We start from the raw sequence: 13,066 nt of genomic DNA on the forward strand, positions 1-13,066 counted from the left end.
TTGAGTTATATCGCGATTGCGACAGTGCGGCCGCGGCGGAGACTTCACGGAGGTGCAACTCATGGACATCCTGTTCGGGATGCTGTTCTCATTCGCAGCCATCATTGCCATCGCCGCTCTCTCCTGGATTGCCTTCTTTTTGATCGTGCGGATGCTGTATCGCCGCATCCGCCGCAGTCGCGCGGTCAACGGGGCGGTCTTGAAGAGTCGCGCGCAGATGAGTTGGGGTCCACGACGCAAGGTCTTCGCGTTGCAGCTGCAACTCGACGAGGCCCTCGACAGCGGACGGGCGGCCATCGATCTCGCCGTTCGCAGTAACGGCCGTCGCGGCGACCTTCCCCGGTTGTTCCGGCGCATCGAGGCGGAGGGGGCCGCGCTGCAGGCGCAGCTACTTCTGATGGAGAGCGAGACGGATTCCGGCGCACTGACCGATGAGCTTGCGGCAGCGGGCCTGGCGGTCGACCAGATCTCCGACATGATCCGCGAGCTGCGGGCAGCCGTCGCCGACGGGCTCAGCGACTCCACCGGGGCTGCGCTCTCTTCCCTTCGTGCCGAGGTCGACCTCGAGGTGACTGCCCTGCACGCGGGTCTGGTGGAGTTGGCGCACCTGAATGGCGGCGACGCACGCGCCGACACCACCACCCAGTACCGATCGAATGATCCTTTCCAGACCAGAGGAGTCCAGTGATGAGCGACAACACCGCACGGATGCGCACCATCTTTCGCACCAAGACCTCCAAGGCACTCAACCGCATGGAGGACCCGCGCGACGCCCTCGACGACAGTTACGAGCAACAGGTGAAGCTGCTCCACCAGGTGCGCCAAGCCGTCGCCGAAGTCGCCACGGCGAAGAAGCGGATCGAGCTGCAGGGCGAGGAGATGGGCGCGCGCTACGGGCGCCTGGGCTCTCAGGCTCAGGAAGCGATGGAGCAAGGGCGCGAGGATCTCGCTCGCGCTGCCCTCGAACGCCGCGCCGGGCTCGAAGGACAGGTGGGCAAGCTGCAAGCGCAGCACAGCTCGCTGCAGAACCAAATGTCCCAGCTGCAGGAGCGGGAACGTCGGCTGGCCGAGCAGATTGCCGCGTTCCGCGTCGAGAAAGAGACGATGAAGGCCACCTACAGCGCCTCCGAAGCACAGGTTCGGGCGAACGAGGCAGTTGCGGGGATCGGCGCGAACATGAACGATATCGGCGCCAGCCTCGATCGGGCGCGTGATCGCGTCGCCCAAATGCAGGCCCGAGCGCAGGCCACCGACGAGCTGCTGTCCAGCGGCGCCCTCCAGGACCTGACGGCGGCGCCGGATGCCGACATCGAGCGCCAGCTGGCCGAGTTGGCGTCACGTTCCGACATCGAGCGTCAACTCAAGGCAATGAAGTCGAATGGGACCAGTGCGCCGGGAGGTTCTTCCGACGGATGGCTCAGTATCGGGCAGGGGCCGACGGCGCCGTAGCGGCGCCACGGAACTACGCAGAAGAAATCGCTCCTGTTACTCGTCAGGGGCGATTTCTGTTTCGTTGGAAAGTGACATGGATGATGCCACTCTCCGCGACCTCGGAACTGACGTCGTAGTTCGACTCGAGTTCCCGGAGGTCGTCCCAGAGGCGAATGCCCCGGCCCAGCAGAATGGGGTTGATTGCGACGTGGAGTTGGTCGATGAGTCCCGCTTTGAGGAAGTCACGCACCACCGTTGCACCACCGCCGATCCGCACATCCTTGCTGCCGGCCGCATCCCGTGCCCGTGCGAGCGCGTCGATCGGTGTGGCGGAGAGGAATTCGAACGTTGTGCCGCCGGCCATCTCGATCGGTGGGCGTTCTGTGTGCGTGAGCACGAATACGGGCACCCGGAATGGTGGCTCGTCGCCCCACCAGCCGCGCCAGTCGGGGTCGTCCGGAAAGTTGTGGAGTCCAAACATCCCGGCGCCCATGATCTCGGCGCCAACCTCGGCGAAGTAGGCCTGTGCGTAGCGGTCGTCGACTCCGGTCGTGCCCTCGCCGCTCTGGTCGTGCAGCACTCGCTCGCGGAAAGTGCGAGTCGCCGTGTAGGCGTCGACGAGCCGGCCCCAGTCGAGGCCGAACGGATTCTCGGGGGTTTGATCGGTGGTGGTAGCGAACCCGTCGAGCGAGATGTTCAGGTCGGCGCGGACAGTCATCATTTCTCCTTCGAGTGTGGTTGCAAGGCTGCACTCACTGTAGTTGCGGAAAATAGTCAGTCAAGGAGCGGAATGGATGCCGCAGGCCTCGGCGTTTGAAATATCTGCGGCGCTCGCCGGGTTGAGTTCTATATGGGGAATTGGAACACACCGATTATCGAGGAATTCCGAGCGAACGACGGCAAGGTCGGTGGCTACTTCGCCGGGGCGCCGATCGTGCTCGTGCATCATCGCGGACGCAAGAGTGATCGTGAGTTCGTCACACCGATGATGTACTTGGCCGACGAGCAATCGGACACTATTTATGTCTTTGCCTCCAAGGCCGGCGCACCCACCAACCCGGACTGGTATTGGAATTTGGTTTCTGCCGGCCAGGGTGAAGTCGAGATCGGCGTCGAAACCTACCCCGTCACAGTGCACGAGCTGACGGGCGAGGTGCGCGATCGGGTTTATGCCGAGCAGGCACGTCGCTACCCAGGATTCGCGGAGTATGAGGCGAAGACCGCCGGCATTCGCACGATCCCCGTTTTGGCGCTCAACCGCGCATAGCTAGGAGGACGTGGTCATTCTCGGATGCCTCAGACGGCGTCACGAGGCGCGAGGAGCGCGATTGCGGCGGCGCACCTCTTTCGGTGCTCGTCCAGCGAGAAATGACTTGCCGGCATCCACCAGGAATCCCTGGCTCAATGCCTCCCGGCCGATGAGCATCCGGAAGCCCATCTGATCGCGATTGCTCAGCGTCGTCTCGGCCGTGATCGTGCGCCCGAAGAGCTGGATGTCGAGCAGCACGACGATGCGTTCCTCGCTGTGCCCCGAGGAGCTGCGCACCACGCGGCGATCGTGCACCGGGCGTTCGACAACGGCGACGTCGTTCACGGACCGCTGCCAGGGTCGCACCCGAAAGCGCACCCAGTCGACGGCCGCGCCATCCGTTTCGCTCGTGCGGACGAATTCCTCGACGTCGAAGGCGTGCAGGGCCGAACTGCGTGCGCCGGTGTCGAGCTTCGCTTTGATCCAGGGCACGTCGATGCCGGGTAGGCCGACCCACTCTCGCCAGCCCGCGATGGTGGTTGAATAGATCGGTTCGCTCACTCGTTTATTTTGGCAGGTTCATCGATGAAATTGGCTATCCTCTCGCGCGCCCCACAGTCGTATTCGACCCAGAGGCTCAAAGCGGCAGGATTGCAGCGCGGTCACCAGGTGAAGGTGCTCAACACGCTGCGCTTCGCGATCGACCTGTCGGGCCCGGAGCCTGACCTGCAGTACCGCGGTCGGCTGTTGTCGGACTACGACGCCATCCTGCCCCGCATCGGCAACTCGATCACCTACTTCGGCACCGCCGTCGTTCGCCAGTTCGAACAGATGGATGTCTACACACCCAACACCGCGAACGGCATCACGAACGCGCGCGACAAGCTGCGGGCCAGTCAGATTCTGTCCCGGCACGACATCGCCATGCCCGCGACCGCGTTCGTGCACAGCCGAGCCGATGTGCGCCTGGCCATCGAACGAGTGGGCGGGGCCCCCGTGGTGATCAAGCTGCTCGAGGGCACCCAGGGCATCGGCGTGATCCTCGCGCCGGAGGTGAAGGTGGCCGAGGCGATCATCGAGACACTGCACTCGACGAAGCAGAACGTGCTGATCCAGAGCTTCATTTCGGAGAGCCGCGGTCGCGACATCCGTGCCCTCGTCGTCGGCGACCGCGTGGTGGCGGCGATGCGCCGGGTGGCCAGCGGCGATGAATTCCGCTCGAACGTGCACCGTGGCGGCACGGTCGAGCCGGTCGAACTGACCCCGGAATACCATCGGGCCGCCGTGCGGGCCGCGCAGATCATGGGCCTGCGCGTCGCCGGTGTCGACATGCTTGAGGGCAACGATGGCCCGCTGATCATGGAGGTCAACTCGTCGCCGGGTCTCGAGGGAATTGAGCGGGCGACGAACCTGGATGTCGCCGGTGCGATCATCGACTACATCTCCGATCAGGTCGGCTTTCCCGAGATCGACGTGCGCCAGCGTCTCAGCGTCTCAACGGGATATGGCGTCGCCGAGATCATCGTCTACAGCAACGCCGATTTCGTCGGAAAACGGTTGGCCGACTCCGGATTGGGGGAGCGCGACATCACCGTGCTGACGCTGCACCGCGGGGCCACCGTCATGCCCAACCCGAAGGGGGATCTCGTGCTGGAAGACAGCGACAGGCTGCTCTGCTTCGGCAAGCTCGACGAGATGCGCTCGATGGTGCCCGAACGACGTCGTCGCCGCACCAAGGTGCGGAAGCTCCCCACCGAGCCCATTCCCGCCGCCGAGGTGTAATCCGACGTACCGCGGGTGAGGCCAAAATCTGTCAGCAATCGTCGTACGTTCGGAGAGAAATGTGACAAGTCCGGATCCTGATGCCATCGAGGTTCGGCCTCCGGTGAGCAGTTCGACAGTCACTCGGGCCGACGTCGTGCTCGTCTGGGCAGCCCGGATTGTGTCCACGCTCGGTGTGATTGTGACAGCGTGGGCGGCCGCTGCCACGGGATCGATGCTCGTGCACGGGCATCCCGCGTATGTGGTTCTGCTTGCTGCCGTTTTCCTGGCCAGCGCCGTGTCTGCTGTGCGTTTCTGGCTGAAGCCCGCTGCGACCCACCGAAAGCTCAAGGTTCTCCGGTGGGCTGCGATCGTGGCATTCTCCGGGATCCTGGCTCTTGTCTGGTGGATCGTCCCGTCCGCGGCAATTGAGCCGGCCCTCGCCGCCATGAAGTCGGATGCCACGGTCACCGTCACCGAGACTCCGACCCAGATCGTGATGACTCCGACCAAGGACGCACGGGATGTCGGGGTGTTCTTCCAGCCCGGGGCCCGCGTCGACGCCCGGGCCTACGCGGCGGTTCTGCGGCCGCTCGCGGAGAACGGTCATACCGTCGTCATCCCGAAGCAGCCGTTCGGCATCGCCTTCTTGTCCACGGGCGCATTCGCCGCCGCACGTGCCGACCACCCTCCGGTTGACCGGTGGGTGGTCGGTGGCCATTCGCTGGGAGGCGTCGTATCCGCGATAGACGCGGAATCCTTCTCGGCAGCACCGATTGATCCGGTCGTCGGAGTGTTCTTCTATGCTTCCTATCCGGCAACCGACATGAGCACGCTGGAGGCACAGGTGCTCTCGCTCTCCGGTTCGAATGACGGGCTGGCAACACCGGAGAAGATCGATGCTTCGAGAGAGTTGCTGCCCAAGGACACCACTTTCACCGTCATCGAAGGTGGTGTCCATGCGAACTTCGGGGACTACGGACCCCAGGCGGGCGACGGCCAGCCGACGATCACCCGCAACGCCGCACGCACAGAAATCACTGATGCGACCCTCGCGTTCGTGGATTCGTTCAACACGTAACGCCTGACGGTCAGGCGGGAAATAGAACGAGGGCCGCAGGAATCCTGCGGCCCTCGAAATGCTTCTACTGCGGGTTATGCGGAGACGAAGAACAGTCGCTTGTTGGCGAACTCGCCAATGCCGACCGGACCCATCTCACGGCCGAAGCCGGACTGCTTCACGCCACCGAACGGCAGTTCGGCCGACTCCGCTGCGATCGTGTTCACGTGCGACATGCCGACCTCAAGCTGCGAGGCAACGCGCGTCGCGCGAGCGACATCGGTCGAGAAGACCGAACCGCCGAGGCCCAGCGCGCAGTCGTTCGCGAGCTCCAACGCTTCTTCATCACTCGACACCTTGTAGACGGTCGCAACCGGCCCGAAGATCTCCACGCCGTACGACTCCGAGTCGCGCGGTACGCCGGTGAGCACGGCCGGCGAATAGTACGCGCCCGGACCGTCCGACAGAACGCCGCCCGCCTCAAGCGTCGCTCCTTCTGACACGGCCTTCTGCACCTGGGCGTGGACCGTCTCGGCTGCGACGCGCGACGACATCGGTGTGAAGGCGCCCTCGGGGAGGTTCAGCTGATCGCCCGGCACCAGACCCGTGGCGAGCTTCTTCAGCTCGGCGACGAACTCGTCATAGATGTCATCCATGACGATCAGGCGCTTGTTCGAGTTGCACACCTGGCCGACGTTGTAGACGCGGAAATCCCACGCCTGCTTGGCCACGGCCGCGACGTCGTCAGAGTCGAGCACCACCATCGGGTCGATGCCGCCGAGTTCGAGCACGCACTTTTTGAGGCTCTTGCCTGCCTGCGCACCGATGATCGCGCCGGCACGCTCGGAGCCGGTCAGCGAGACGCCCTGTACGCGCGGGTCCGCAATGATCGTTGCGATCTGATCGTGCGAAGCGAACACGTTCTGGTACCCGCCGACGGGCACGCCGGCATCCTCCATGATCTGCTGGATAGCGAGGGCCGAGCCGGCACAGATGTCTGCGTGCTTGAGCAGGATCGTGTTGCCGAGCACGAGGTTCGGCGCTGCGAAGCGGGCGACCTGGTAGTACGGGAAGTTCCACGGCATCACGCCGAGCAACGTGCCGACTGGGCGGTGCTCGATGTAGGCCTTGCCCGGAACTGTGCTCGGGATCTCGTAGTCGGTGATCAGGCTCGGGCCGTGCACCGCGTAGTAGTCGATGATGGATGTCGCGAACTCGACCTCGTCGATCGATTCGGCAATCGACTTGCCCATCTCGACCGCGATGAGGCGCGCTAGCTCGTCCTTGCGTTCCTCGAAGAGCTCGGCAACTCGTTTGACGACGGCGGCGCGCTCCTGCACGCTGCGCTCCCGCCACTCTTGGTACACGGCGTCGGCGCTAGTCAGCGCCTCTTCGATCTGCGCATCGGTCGCGTTCTCGAATGTCTCGAGAACTTCGCCCGTGGCAGGATTCTGCACCCGGTACTTGGACATGCTTATCTTTCCTCCAGATAGGGGCACGCACGACACGCGACGAACCATGGCTATCGCCGGTTGCTGTCGCTTCTCTGCGGCTGCGTGTCTTGTGCGTACCGATGGTTTGAGGTTAGTGGAAGAACGACATCGGCCTTGCAACCGCTGCTCGATTGGTCCCGATGTTTCCGGCGTATTCCCCATCGACGCCAGGCTCGCGAGTGCGCGGTCACCCTTGCCACGGCGTGACCCGCGGCCACCACCCCGGCACATTGCGCCGGTAGTCGAGATACTGTTCGCCGTAGGTGCGGGTGAGGGTCGGCTCCTCGTAGCCCTTCACGAACGCAAAGACCGTGCCGAACACCATCGCGGCATAGAGCAGGAGCCACCAGTTGCCGAACAGCAGCGCTTGACCGAGGATGATCGCCAGCACCGCCAGGTACATCGGGTTGCGCACAAAGCGGTAGACCCCGGTCACAACGAGCGTCTCGGTCGGGGCGAGCGGAGCAGGCGTTCCGCGGTGCAGGGCGAAGAGTGCGAAGGCGTGCAGGAGGAAGGCCACCCCGACGGTGATCGCGATCCAAGCGATCGGCACGACGACCCACGTCGCACCGCCCCATGTGAACCGTTGCCAGTCAGAAATGAGCCAGGGAATGAGGCCCGCAACGACGCCAGGCGCGAGGAAAAGGAAGACAATCGTCCCGATCCATGCTCGTGCGGGCGAGGCTGCCTGGACCATATGCATCACGCTAGCCCGATTCCTCCGGCCTAGTGCAGCACCTAGTGCAGCACCTAGTGCAGCACCTAGCGCTTCGCGCCACGACCGTGCGCGGTCGAGGCCCGACACGAGTAGACCTTCTCACACGCCCCTATCGCAAAGCCGCCTCGCGACATAGCGTTAAGTATCGTTCGCAGTTCACGGAGGAATTCACGGGAGGTCACCATGGGCAGTTCGTTCCCAACCAGCGGGTTTTCACCCGGCGGTCGCGGTGAAGGGATGTGGCAAATGATGGAGCAGCTGCGCTCAAACTTCGAGAAGCGTTCGGGCAGTCGCATGGGCCGGGGCGACGTGCGCGCGGCAGTGCTCGCGCTGCTCGCCGAACAGCCGATGCACGGCTATCAGATCATTCGCGAGATCGAGGAGCGCAGCGGCGGCCGGTGGAAGCCCAGCGCAGGTTCCGTCTACCCGACGCTGCAATTACTCGCTGATGAGGGTCTGATCAGCGCGGAGGAGTCAAACGGTCGCAAAACATACGCACTCACCGACGCGGGTCGCGCGGAGGCTCCCGCAGCAAGCGCAACGGCGCCGTGGGCGACCATGGGCGCCGATGACGGCTCCGGATTCACTGCTCTGCCGAAGGCCGGTTTCGAACTCGCCCAGGCGGCAGCCCAGGTTGGTCGCACCGGGACGCCGGAGCAAATTCAGCAGGCCGTGACAGCGCTCGACGAAGCGCGTCGTCGGATCTACTCGATTCTCGCGCAGGACTGACGAGGGTGGCGTCGGTTCGCCGGGAGCGCGCAGATTCGATCCCCGGCGCCGGAAACACCCGCGCTCGCTACCGCCGCATCCTGCGCTTTGCCGGCCGGTACCTGGCGCAGACCTGGTGGTATGAGCTGGTCCTCCCGCGCATCGGACTCGCGAGCGTCGCCGAACGCACGCGCACGAAGCGGTTGGGGGGCTTCGCGCAGCGGTTCCATCTGCTCGCGGTTGACCTGGGTGGGCTGATGATCAAGGTCGGTCAGTTCATGTCATCGCGGCTCGACATCCTGCCGCCCGAGATCACAAAGGAGCTTGAAGGGCTGCAAGACGAAGTGCCGCCGGTGCCGTTCCCGGCCATCCGTGCGCTCGCCGAGGCGGAGCTGGGTATGTCGCTGGAGCGCGCGTTCGCAGCGGTCGACGAGACGCCGGTGGCCGCGGCATCTCTCGGTCAGGCTCACCGCGCCTGGCTCGCGCCGCTTGATGCCGCCGAGACCGGCATGGACCGGGTGATATTCAAAGTGCAGCGGCCGGGCATCGACAAGATCGTCGATGTCGACTTGGCGGCATTGCGCAAGGTGGCCGGCTGGCTCAGCCGGGTGCGACTGGTCTCCGACCGTGTCGATATGCCTGCCCTCATCAAGGAGTTTGCGTCGACGAGCCTCGAGGAGATCGACTACCTGCACGAGGCGACGAGCGCCGAACGCTTCGCGGCCGACTTCGCCGGTGACGATCGGATGGCCGTGCCCGCGGTCGTCTGGGAGCGAACGACCCGGCGTGTGCTCACCCTCGAAGACGTGACGGCGATCAAGATCACCGATGCCGCGGCACTGCGCGCGGCGGGCATCGACCCAGCCGAGGTGGCTCCCGCTTTCGCGACGGTGATGTTCGACCAGCTGTTCACCAACGGCTTCTTCCACGCCGATCCGCATCCCGGCAATATCTTCGTCACCCCGGCTGCCCACGGAGCCGGCGGCCGGCCGTGGAAACTGACATTCATCGACTTCGGCATGATGGGTGAGGTGTCCACCGGCACACGCAGAGGCCTGCGGAAGCTGCTGATCGCCGCCGCCTCGCGCGACGGCAAGGGCTTGGTGGATGCGATGCGCGACATGGGAGTGCTCATGCCCTCCGCCGAAACGACAGAGCTCGAGCGGGCGATGGTTCAGCTGTTCGCCCGTTTCGGCGGTATGGGCTTCGCCGAGCTGCGCGATGTCGACCCGCGCGAGTTCCGCGACTTCGCGATGCAGTTCGGTGACATGGTGCGCTCGCTGCCGGTGCAACTGCCCGAGAACTTTCTGCTGATCATCCGGGCGATGTCCCTCACCTCCGGCGTGTGCAGCGCCCTCGATCCCCAGTTCAATGTGTGGGACTCCATCGAGCCCTACGCGGCACAGCTGCTGCGGGAGGAAGGTGGCAACGTGGTGTCGGATGCCGCGAAGCAGGCAATGGAGATGGCCGGCGTGGTGTGGCGCCTGCCGAAGCGAATCGATGGGATTCTCACCCAGCTCGAGGACGGCACCTTGTCGGTGGCGATCCCCAGCATCGACCGCCGGATCGACCGGCTGGAGCGCACCGCACGGCGGGCGGTGTCGGCGCTTCTCTTCGGAGCGCTTCTCGTCGCCGGCTCCCGGCTGCGCGCCGACGACATCGTGTTCGGCACGGTGGTACTGGTGGCGTCGATCATCCCGTTGATGCACACGCTGTTCTCGGGTCGCCGCAGCTGATCCGATCGCCAAGCAAAATCAACCGAACTAGCGCAACACGTGCACAGAGGGGTTTATCGGTCTCACGCGAAGTGGGTGATGGCGGGCCACGCACCGTCTGGATAGGGTCACTCCGTGTCTTCGACCACGACCCCGTCGCCTGATCCGATCGCCGTACTGAGATCCAAAAGCTATCTCGGGCTGCTTGTTTTGGCGGCGCTCATCGGTGTTCCCATCTCGGCCGTGGCCTACTACTTTCTTGCGCTCGTCGCGGCCTTGCAGAAGCTGTTCTTCACCACGGTTCCCGAAGCGCTGGGCTCCGGCACCGCGCCCATCTGGTGGCCGTTCATTCCCCTCGCGGTCGCCGGGGTGCTCGTCGCGCTGGCGATCCGCTACCTGCCCGGCAAAGGCGGGCATTCCCCGGCCGACGGATTCGTTATGGGAGGCCCCCCGAGTGGGCGAATGCTCCCCGGCGTCGTGCTCGCCGCACTGGCGACCCTGAGCCTGGGCGTTGTGCTCGGCCCCGAGGCGCCATTGCTTGCCCTCGGGGCGGGACTCGGCGCTCTCACGGTCAGGCTCGTCAAGCGCGACGCACCGCCTCAAGCGCAGACGATGATGGCCGCCGCGGGCAGCTTCGCCGCCATCAGCACACTGCTCGGCTCGCCGCTCACCGGCGCGTTCCTGCTCATGGAGGCGTCGGGACTCGGCGGCGTCAGCCTGGGTCTCGTGCTCATGCCTGGCCTCCTGGCAGCGGGGATCGGCTCGCTGGTCTTCATCGGCCTTGACGCCTGGACCGGCTTGGGAACGTTCTCGCTGGCGATCACCGACATCCCACCCTTCGAGGCCCCGAACGGTGTGCAATTTCTCTGGGCTGTGGTGATCGGGCTGCTCGCCGTGCCGGTCGGCGCCGGAATCCGCTGGCTGGGTGTCGCTCTTCGTCCGCACATCGAACGTCGGATGGTGCTGCTCATGCCCGTCGTCGGCCTGGGCATCGCGGCGCTGGCCGTCGGTTATGCCGTGATCAGCGGAAGGAATGCGTCGGAGGTGCTGTTCTCGGGACAAAACGCCCTCGGACCGTTCGTCGCCAATGCGTCCGACTACACCGTCGGCGCGTTACTCCTCCTTATCGTGTGCAAGGGGCTCGCCTACGGCCTCGCACTCAGCAGCTTTCGCGGCGGGCCCACCTTCCCCGCTCTCTTCATCGGAGCCGTTGGCGGGGTCGCCCTGTCACACTTGCCGGGATTGCCCATGATCACGGGCGTCGCCATGGGCATCGGGGCGATGTCGGTCGTCATGCTCAAACTGCCACTCACCTCCGTCTTGCTCCCGACGCTGATCCTGGCGGCGGACGGGCTGACGCTCATGCCCCTCGTGATCGTCGCGGTCGTCGTTGCCCATGTCGCTTCTGCGCGGTTCACACGTCGGCCGCCCGACGGCCTCGAGAAGCAGGCTCGCGTCGCCGCGACGTAAGATCGACCGGTGCCTCCTCGTTCCCCCTTGCCGCAGCGTCACGGCCTCGACGCCGCGTGGATGCGCACCCCCGATCACGACATCGAACGACCGCGCCCGTGGGCGACGATGGGGGAGTGGCTGCTGTCGCGGCTGCACGAGTTTGTGGATGTCGATGGCCTTCTCCGCGACGGCCGCTTCGTCTACGAGAATGGCCGGGTCGTGACCGTCCGCGACGAATACGGCCCGCACACGTTCGTCTGGTTCCATCGTGACCTGTCTGAGGAGAAGCACGTCCCCGGCGACATCCATGTCGTGCATCGCGACGAGCGGATCGTCGTGATCGACAAGCCACCGTTTCTCTCCACCATCCCGCGCGGCCGCCATGTGCAGCAAAGCGTCGTCGTTCGGCTGCGGCACGAACTCGGGCTGCCCGAACTGGCGCCGCTGCACCGGCTCGACCGGGTGACCTCCGGTCTGCTGTTGCTCGCCACCGAGAAACGCTGGCGGGCGCCATATCAAACGATGTTCCAAGACGGTGTCGTCACCAAGACCTACCGAGCTCAGGCACCGCTCCGCCCCGAACTCGCGTTGCCGGCAACTGTGCGCAACCACCTCGCCAAGCATCGCGGCCAGCTGCAGGGCGTGGTCGTACCGGATGCCCCGGTGAACGCAGAGTCGCTCATCGAGCTGGAGTCAGACCTGGGCGACGGTACCGCCGTCTACCGGCTGAGCCCGCGCACCGGGCGCACCCACCAACTGCGTCTGCACATGCTGAGCCTCGGCATCCCGATCTGCGGCGACCCGCTCTACCCGGTGGACCGGCAGACTCCACTCGACGACTTCAGCACGCCGCTGCAGTTGCTCGCGAGCGACCTCGCCTTTGTTGACCCGATCGACGGGAGCCCCCGTCAATTTGGGAGTGTGCGTGCGCTTCCGTTGCGGAGCGCGGATGGGCACTCCGAGCCGTGTAGCTAGCGCCAGTTTTTTGCCTCATGCGCGCCGGTCGAGGGAGGCCGACGGCGCTGCAGGCCACCGAGGACACTTACCGGTCCGGAGCCTCTCTTGCTGCCCGGTTCCGGTCGGCTGCGAGCTGCTCGCGCCAGTCGGAAGGGAGCCGGTCGGCAGGGCCCGGCACGGTTTGATCAGTCGGATGGCTGTCCGGGGGAGCGAGGTCGGGCCCGCCAACGAAATCGTCGGCGTCGTAGTCCCAAAACCACTCCTCGCCTGGTTCGAAACTTCGAATCAGGCGATGCCCTGTGGCGTTCGCGTGTGCTGTGGCATGGCGGTTCAGTGAGTCGTCGCAGCATCCGATGTGCCCGCACGATACGCACCGTCGGAGGTGCACCCACCAGAGCCCCTCTTGCTCGCACTCGACGCAGCCGGTACCGCTCGGGGGATTGGTGGCCAGGTTGGGGAGATCGTCAGTCATGATCGTGAATTCGATGAGTCTTGCCACCGGATGTCTGCTCTGTCACGATC

14 protein-coding genes are annotated in these 13,066 nt (G+C 65.1%); 9 read left to right on the plus strand and 5 right to left on the minus strand.

Features of this window, described 5'->3' with window-relative positions; all coding sequences use genetic code 11:
- The first annotated feature begins 61 nt into the window (after positions 1-61).
- Both AC1DCF_RS14570 and AC1DCF_RS14575 read left to right on the plus strand, forming a co-directional pair.
- Entirely contained in the window at positions 62-688 is a 627-nt protein-coding gene (locus tag AC1DCF_RS14570) for a hypothetical protein (RefSeq protein ID WP_477211655.1), read from the plus strand.
- Positions 688-1,449, plus strand: a complete 762-nt coding sequence (locus AC1DCF_RS14575; RefSeq protein ID WP_477211656.1) for a PspA/IM30 family protein — start codon at positions 688-690, stop codon at positions 1,447-1,449. Before AC1DCF_RS14570 ends, AC1DCF_RS14575 begins: the two co-directional genes overlap by 1 nt.
- 43 nt (positions 1,450-1,492) lie before the next feature.
- Here the strand turns inward: AC1DCF_RS14575 and AC1DCF_RS14580 are convergent, their stop codons facing one another.
- Positions 1,493-2,152 (minus strand): dihydrofolate reductase family protein, encoded by a 660-nt coding sequence (locus tag AC1DCF_RS14580; RefSeq protein WP_477211657.1) that lies wholly within the window; start codon positions 2,150-2,152, stop codon positions 1,493-1,495.
- A 129-nt stretch (positions 2,153-2,281) separates the two neighbouring features.
- On the opposite strand from AC1DCF_RS14580, the gene AC1DCF_RS14585 reads away from it, so the two are divergent.
- Complete coding sequence (locus AC1DCF_RS14585) at positions 2,282-2,698, plus strand: nitroreductase/quinone reductase family protein (protein ID WP_477211658.1); 417 nt, start codon at positions 2,282-2,284, stop codon at positions 2,696-2,698.
- A 39-nt stretch (positions 2,699-2,737) separates the two neighbouring features.
- On the opposite strand, the gene AC1DCF_RS14590 is transcribed toward AC1DCF_RS14585, so the two are convergent.
- A complete protein-coding gene (locus AC1DCF_RS14590) occupies positions 2,738-3,241 on the minus strand; it encodes an ATP-dependent zinc protease family protein (protein WP_441789238.1) in 504 nt (167 codons plus the stop codon).
- Between the two features lie 24 nt (positions 3,242-3,265).
- Between AC1DCF_RS14590 and AC1DCF_RS14595 the strand changes: the two genes are divergently transcribed.
- Together AC1DCF_RS14595 and AC1DCF_RS14600 are read left to right on the plus strand one after the other, a co-directional pair.
- Complete coding sequence (locus AC1DCF_RS14595; protein ID WP_477211659.1) at positions 3,266-4,462, plus strand: RimK family alpha-L-glutamate ligase; 1,197 nt, start codon at positions 3,266-3,268, stop codon at positions 4,460-4,462.
- A 103-nt stretch (positions 4,463-4,565) separates the two neighbouring features.
- On the plus strand, positions 4,566-5,522 hold the full coding sequence (locus tag AC1DCF_RS14600; protein WP_477211660.1) for an alpha/beta hydrolase: 957 nt from the start codon (positions 4,566-4,568) through the stop codon (positions 5,520-5,522).
- A 74-nt stretch (positions 5,523-5,596) separates the two neighbouring features.
- Here the strand turns inward: AC1DCF_RS14600 and AC1DCF_RS14605 are convergent, their stop codons facing one another.
- Positions 5,597-6,973, minus strand: coding sequence for an NAD-dependent succinate-semialdehyde dehydrogenase (locus tag AC1DCF_RS14605; RefSeq protein WP_477211661.1), 1,377 nt, complete (start codon positions 6,971-6,973; stop codon positions 5,597-5,599).
- Between the two features lie 208 nt (positions 6,974-7,181).
- A complete protein-coding gene (locus AC1DCF_RS14610; protein ID WP_477211662.1) occupies positions 7,182-7,691 on the minus strand; it encodes a methyltransferase family protein in 510 nt (169 codons plus the stop codon).
- Between the two features lie 204 nt (positions 7,692-7,895).
- On the opposite strand from AC1DCF_RS14610, the gene AC1DCF_RS14615 reads away from it, so the two are divergent.
- From AC1DCF_RS14615 to AC1DCF_RS14630, 4 genes are all read left to right on the plus strand, one after another.
- Positions 7,896-8,441: a PadR family transcriptional regulator gene (locus AC1DCF_RS14615; RefSeq protein ID WP_477211663.1), complete on the plus strand. Its 546-nt coding sequence runs from the start codon at positions 7,896-7,898 to the stop codon at positions 8,439-8,441.
- Positions 8,442-8,446: 5 nt separating this feature from the next.
- Entirely contained in the window at positions 8,447-10,156 is a 1,710-nt protein-coding gene (locus AC1DCF_RS14620) for an ABC1 kinase family protein (RefSeq protein WP_477211664.1), read from the plus strand.
- Positions 10,157-10,270: 114 nt separating this feature from the next.
- A complete protein-coding gene (locus AC1DCF_RS14625) occupies positions 10,271-11,605 on the plus strand; it encodes a chloride channel protein (protein WP_477211665.1) in 1,335 nt (444 codons plus the stop codon).
- A gap of 9 nt (positions 11,606-11,614) precedes the next feature.
- Positions 11,615-12,562 (plus strand): pseudouridine synthase, encoded by a 948-nt coding sequence (locus AC1DCF_RS14630; RefSeq protein ID WP_477211666.1) that lies wholly within the window; start codon positions 11,615-11,617, stop codon positions 12,560-12,562.
- A gap of 67 nt (positions 12,563-12,629) precedes the next feature.
- Here AC1DCF_RS14630 and AC1DCF_RS14635 read toward each other — a convergent pair whose 3' ends face one another.
- Positions 12,630-13,016: a UBP-type zinc finger domain-containing protein gene (locus AC1DCF_RS14635; RefSeq protein WP_477211667.1), complete on the minus strand. Its 387-nt coding sequence runs from the start codon at positions 13,014-13,016 to the stop codon at positions 12,630-12,632.
- Positions 13,017-13,066: the final 50 nt, after the last annotated feature.

Source organism: Leifsonia sp. 10L418 (assembly GCF_056395445.1).

Excerpts from the sequence above, each read along its gene's own strand:
- AC1DCF_RS14570 (WP_477211655.1), top strand. The coding sequence starts at position 62 with ATGGACATCCTGTTCGGGATGCTGTTCTCATTCGCAGCCATCATTGCC.
- AC1DCF_RS14575 (WP_477211656.1), top strand. The coding sequence starts at position 688 with ATGAGCGACAACACCGCACGGATGCGCACCATCTTTCGCACCAAGACC.
- AC1DCF_RS14580 (WP_477211657.1), bottom strand. The coding sequence starts at position 2,152 with ATGATGACTGTCCGCGCCGACCTGAACATCTCGCTCGACGGGTTCGCT.
- AC1DCF_RS14585 (WP_477211658.1), top strand. The coding sequence starts at position 2,282 with ATGGGGAATTGGAACACACCGATTATCGAGGAATTCCGAGCGAACGAC.
- AC1DCF_RS14595 (WP_477211659.1), top strand. The coding sequence starts at position 3,266 with ATGAAATTGGCTATCCTCTCGCGCGCCCCACAGTCGTATTCGACCCAG.
- AC1DCF_RS14605 (WP_477211661.1), bottom strand. The coding sequence starts at position 6,973 with ATGTCCAAGTACCGGGTGCAGAATCCTGCCACGGGCGAAGTTCTCGAG.
- AC1DCF_RS14610 (WP_477211662.1), bottom strand. The coding sequence starts at position 7,691 with ATGGTCCAGGCAGCCTCGCCCGCACGAGCATGGATCGGGACGATTGTC.
- AC1DCF_RS14615 (WP_477211663.1), top strand. The coding sequence starts at position 7,896 with ATGGGCAGTTCGTTCCCAACCAGCGGGTTTTCACCCGGCGGTCGCGGT.
- AC1DCF_RS14635 (WP_477211667.1), bottom strand. The coding sequence starts at position 13,016 with ATGACTGACGATCTCCCCAACCTGGCCACCAATCCCCCGAGCGGTACC.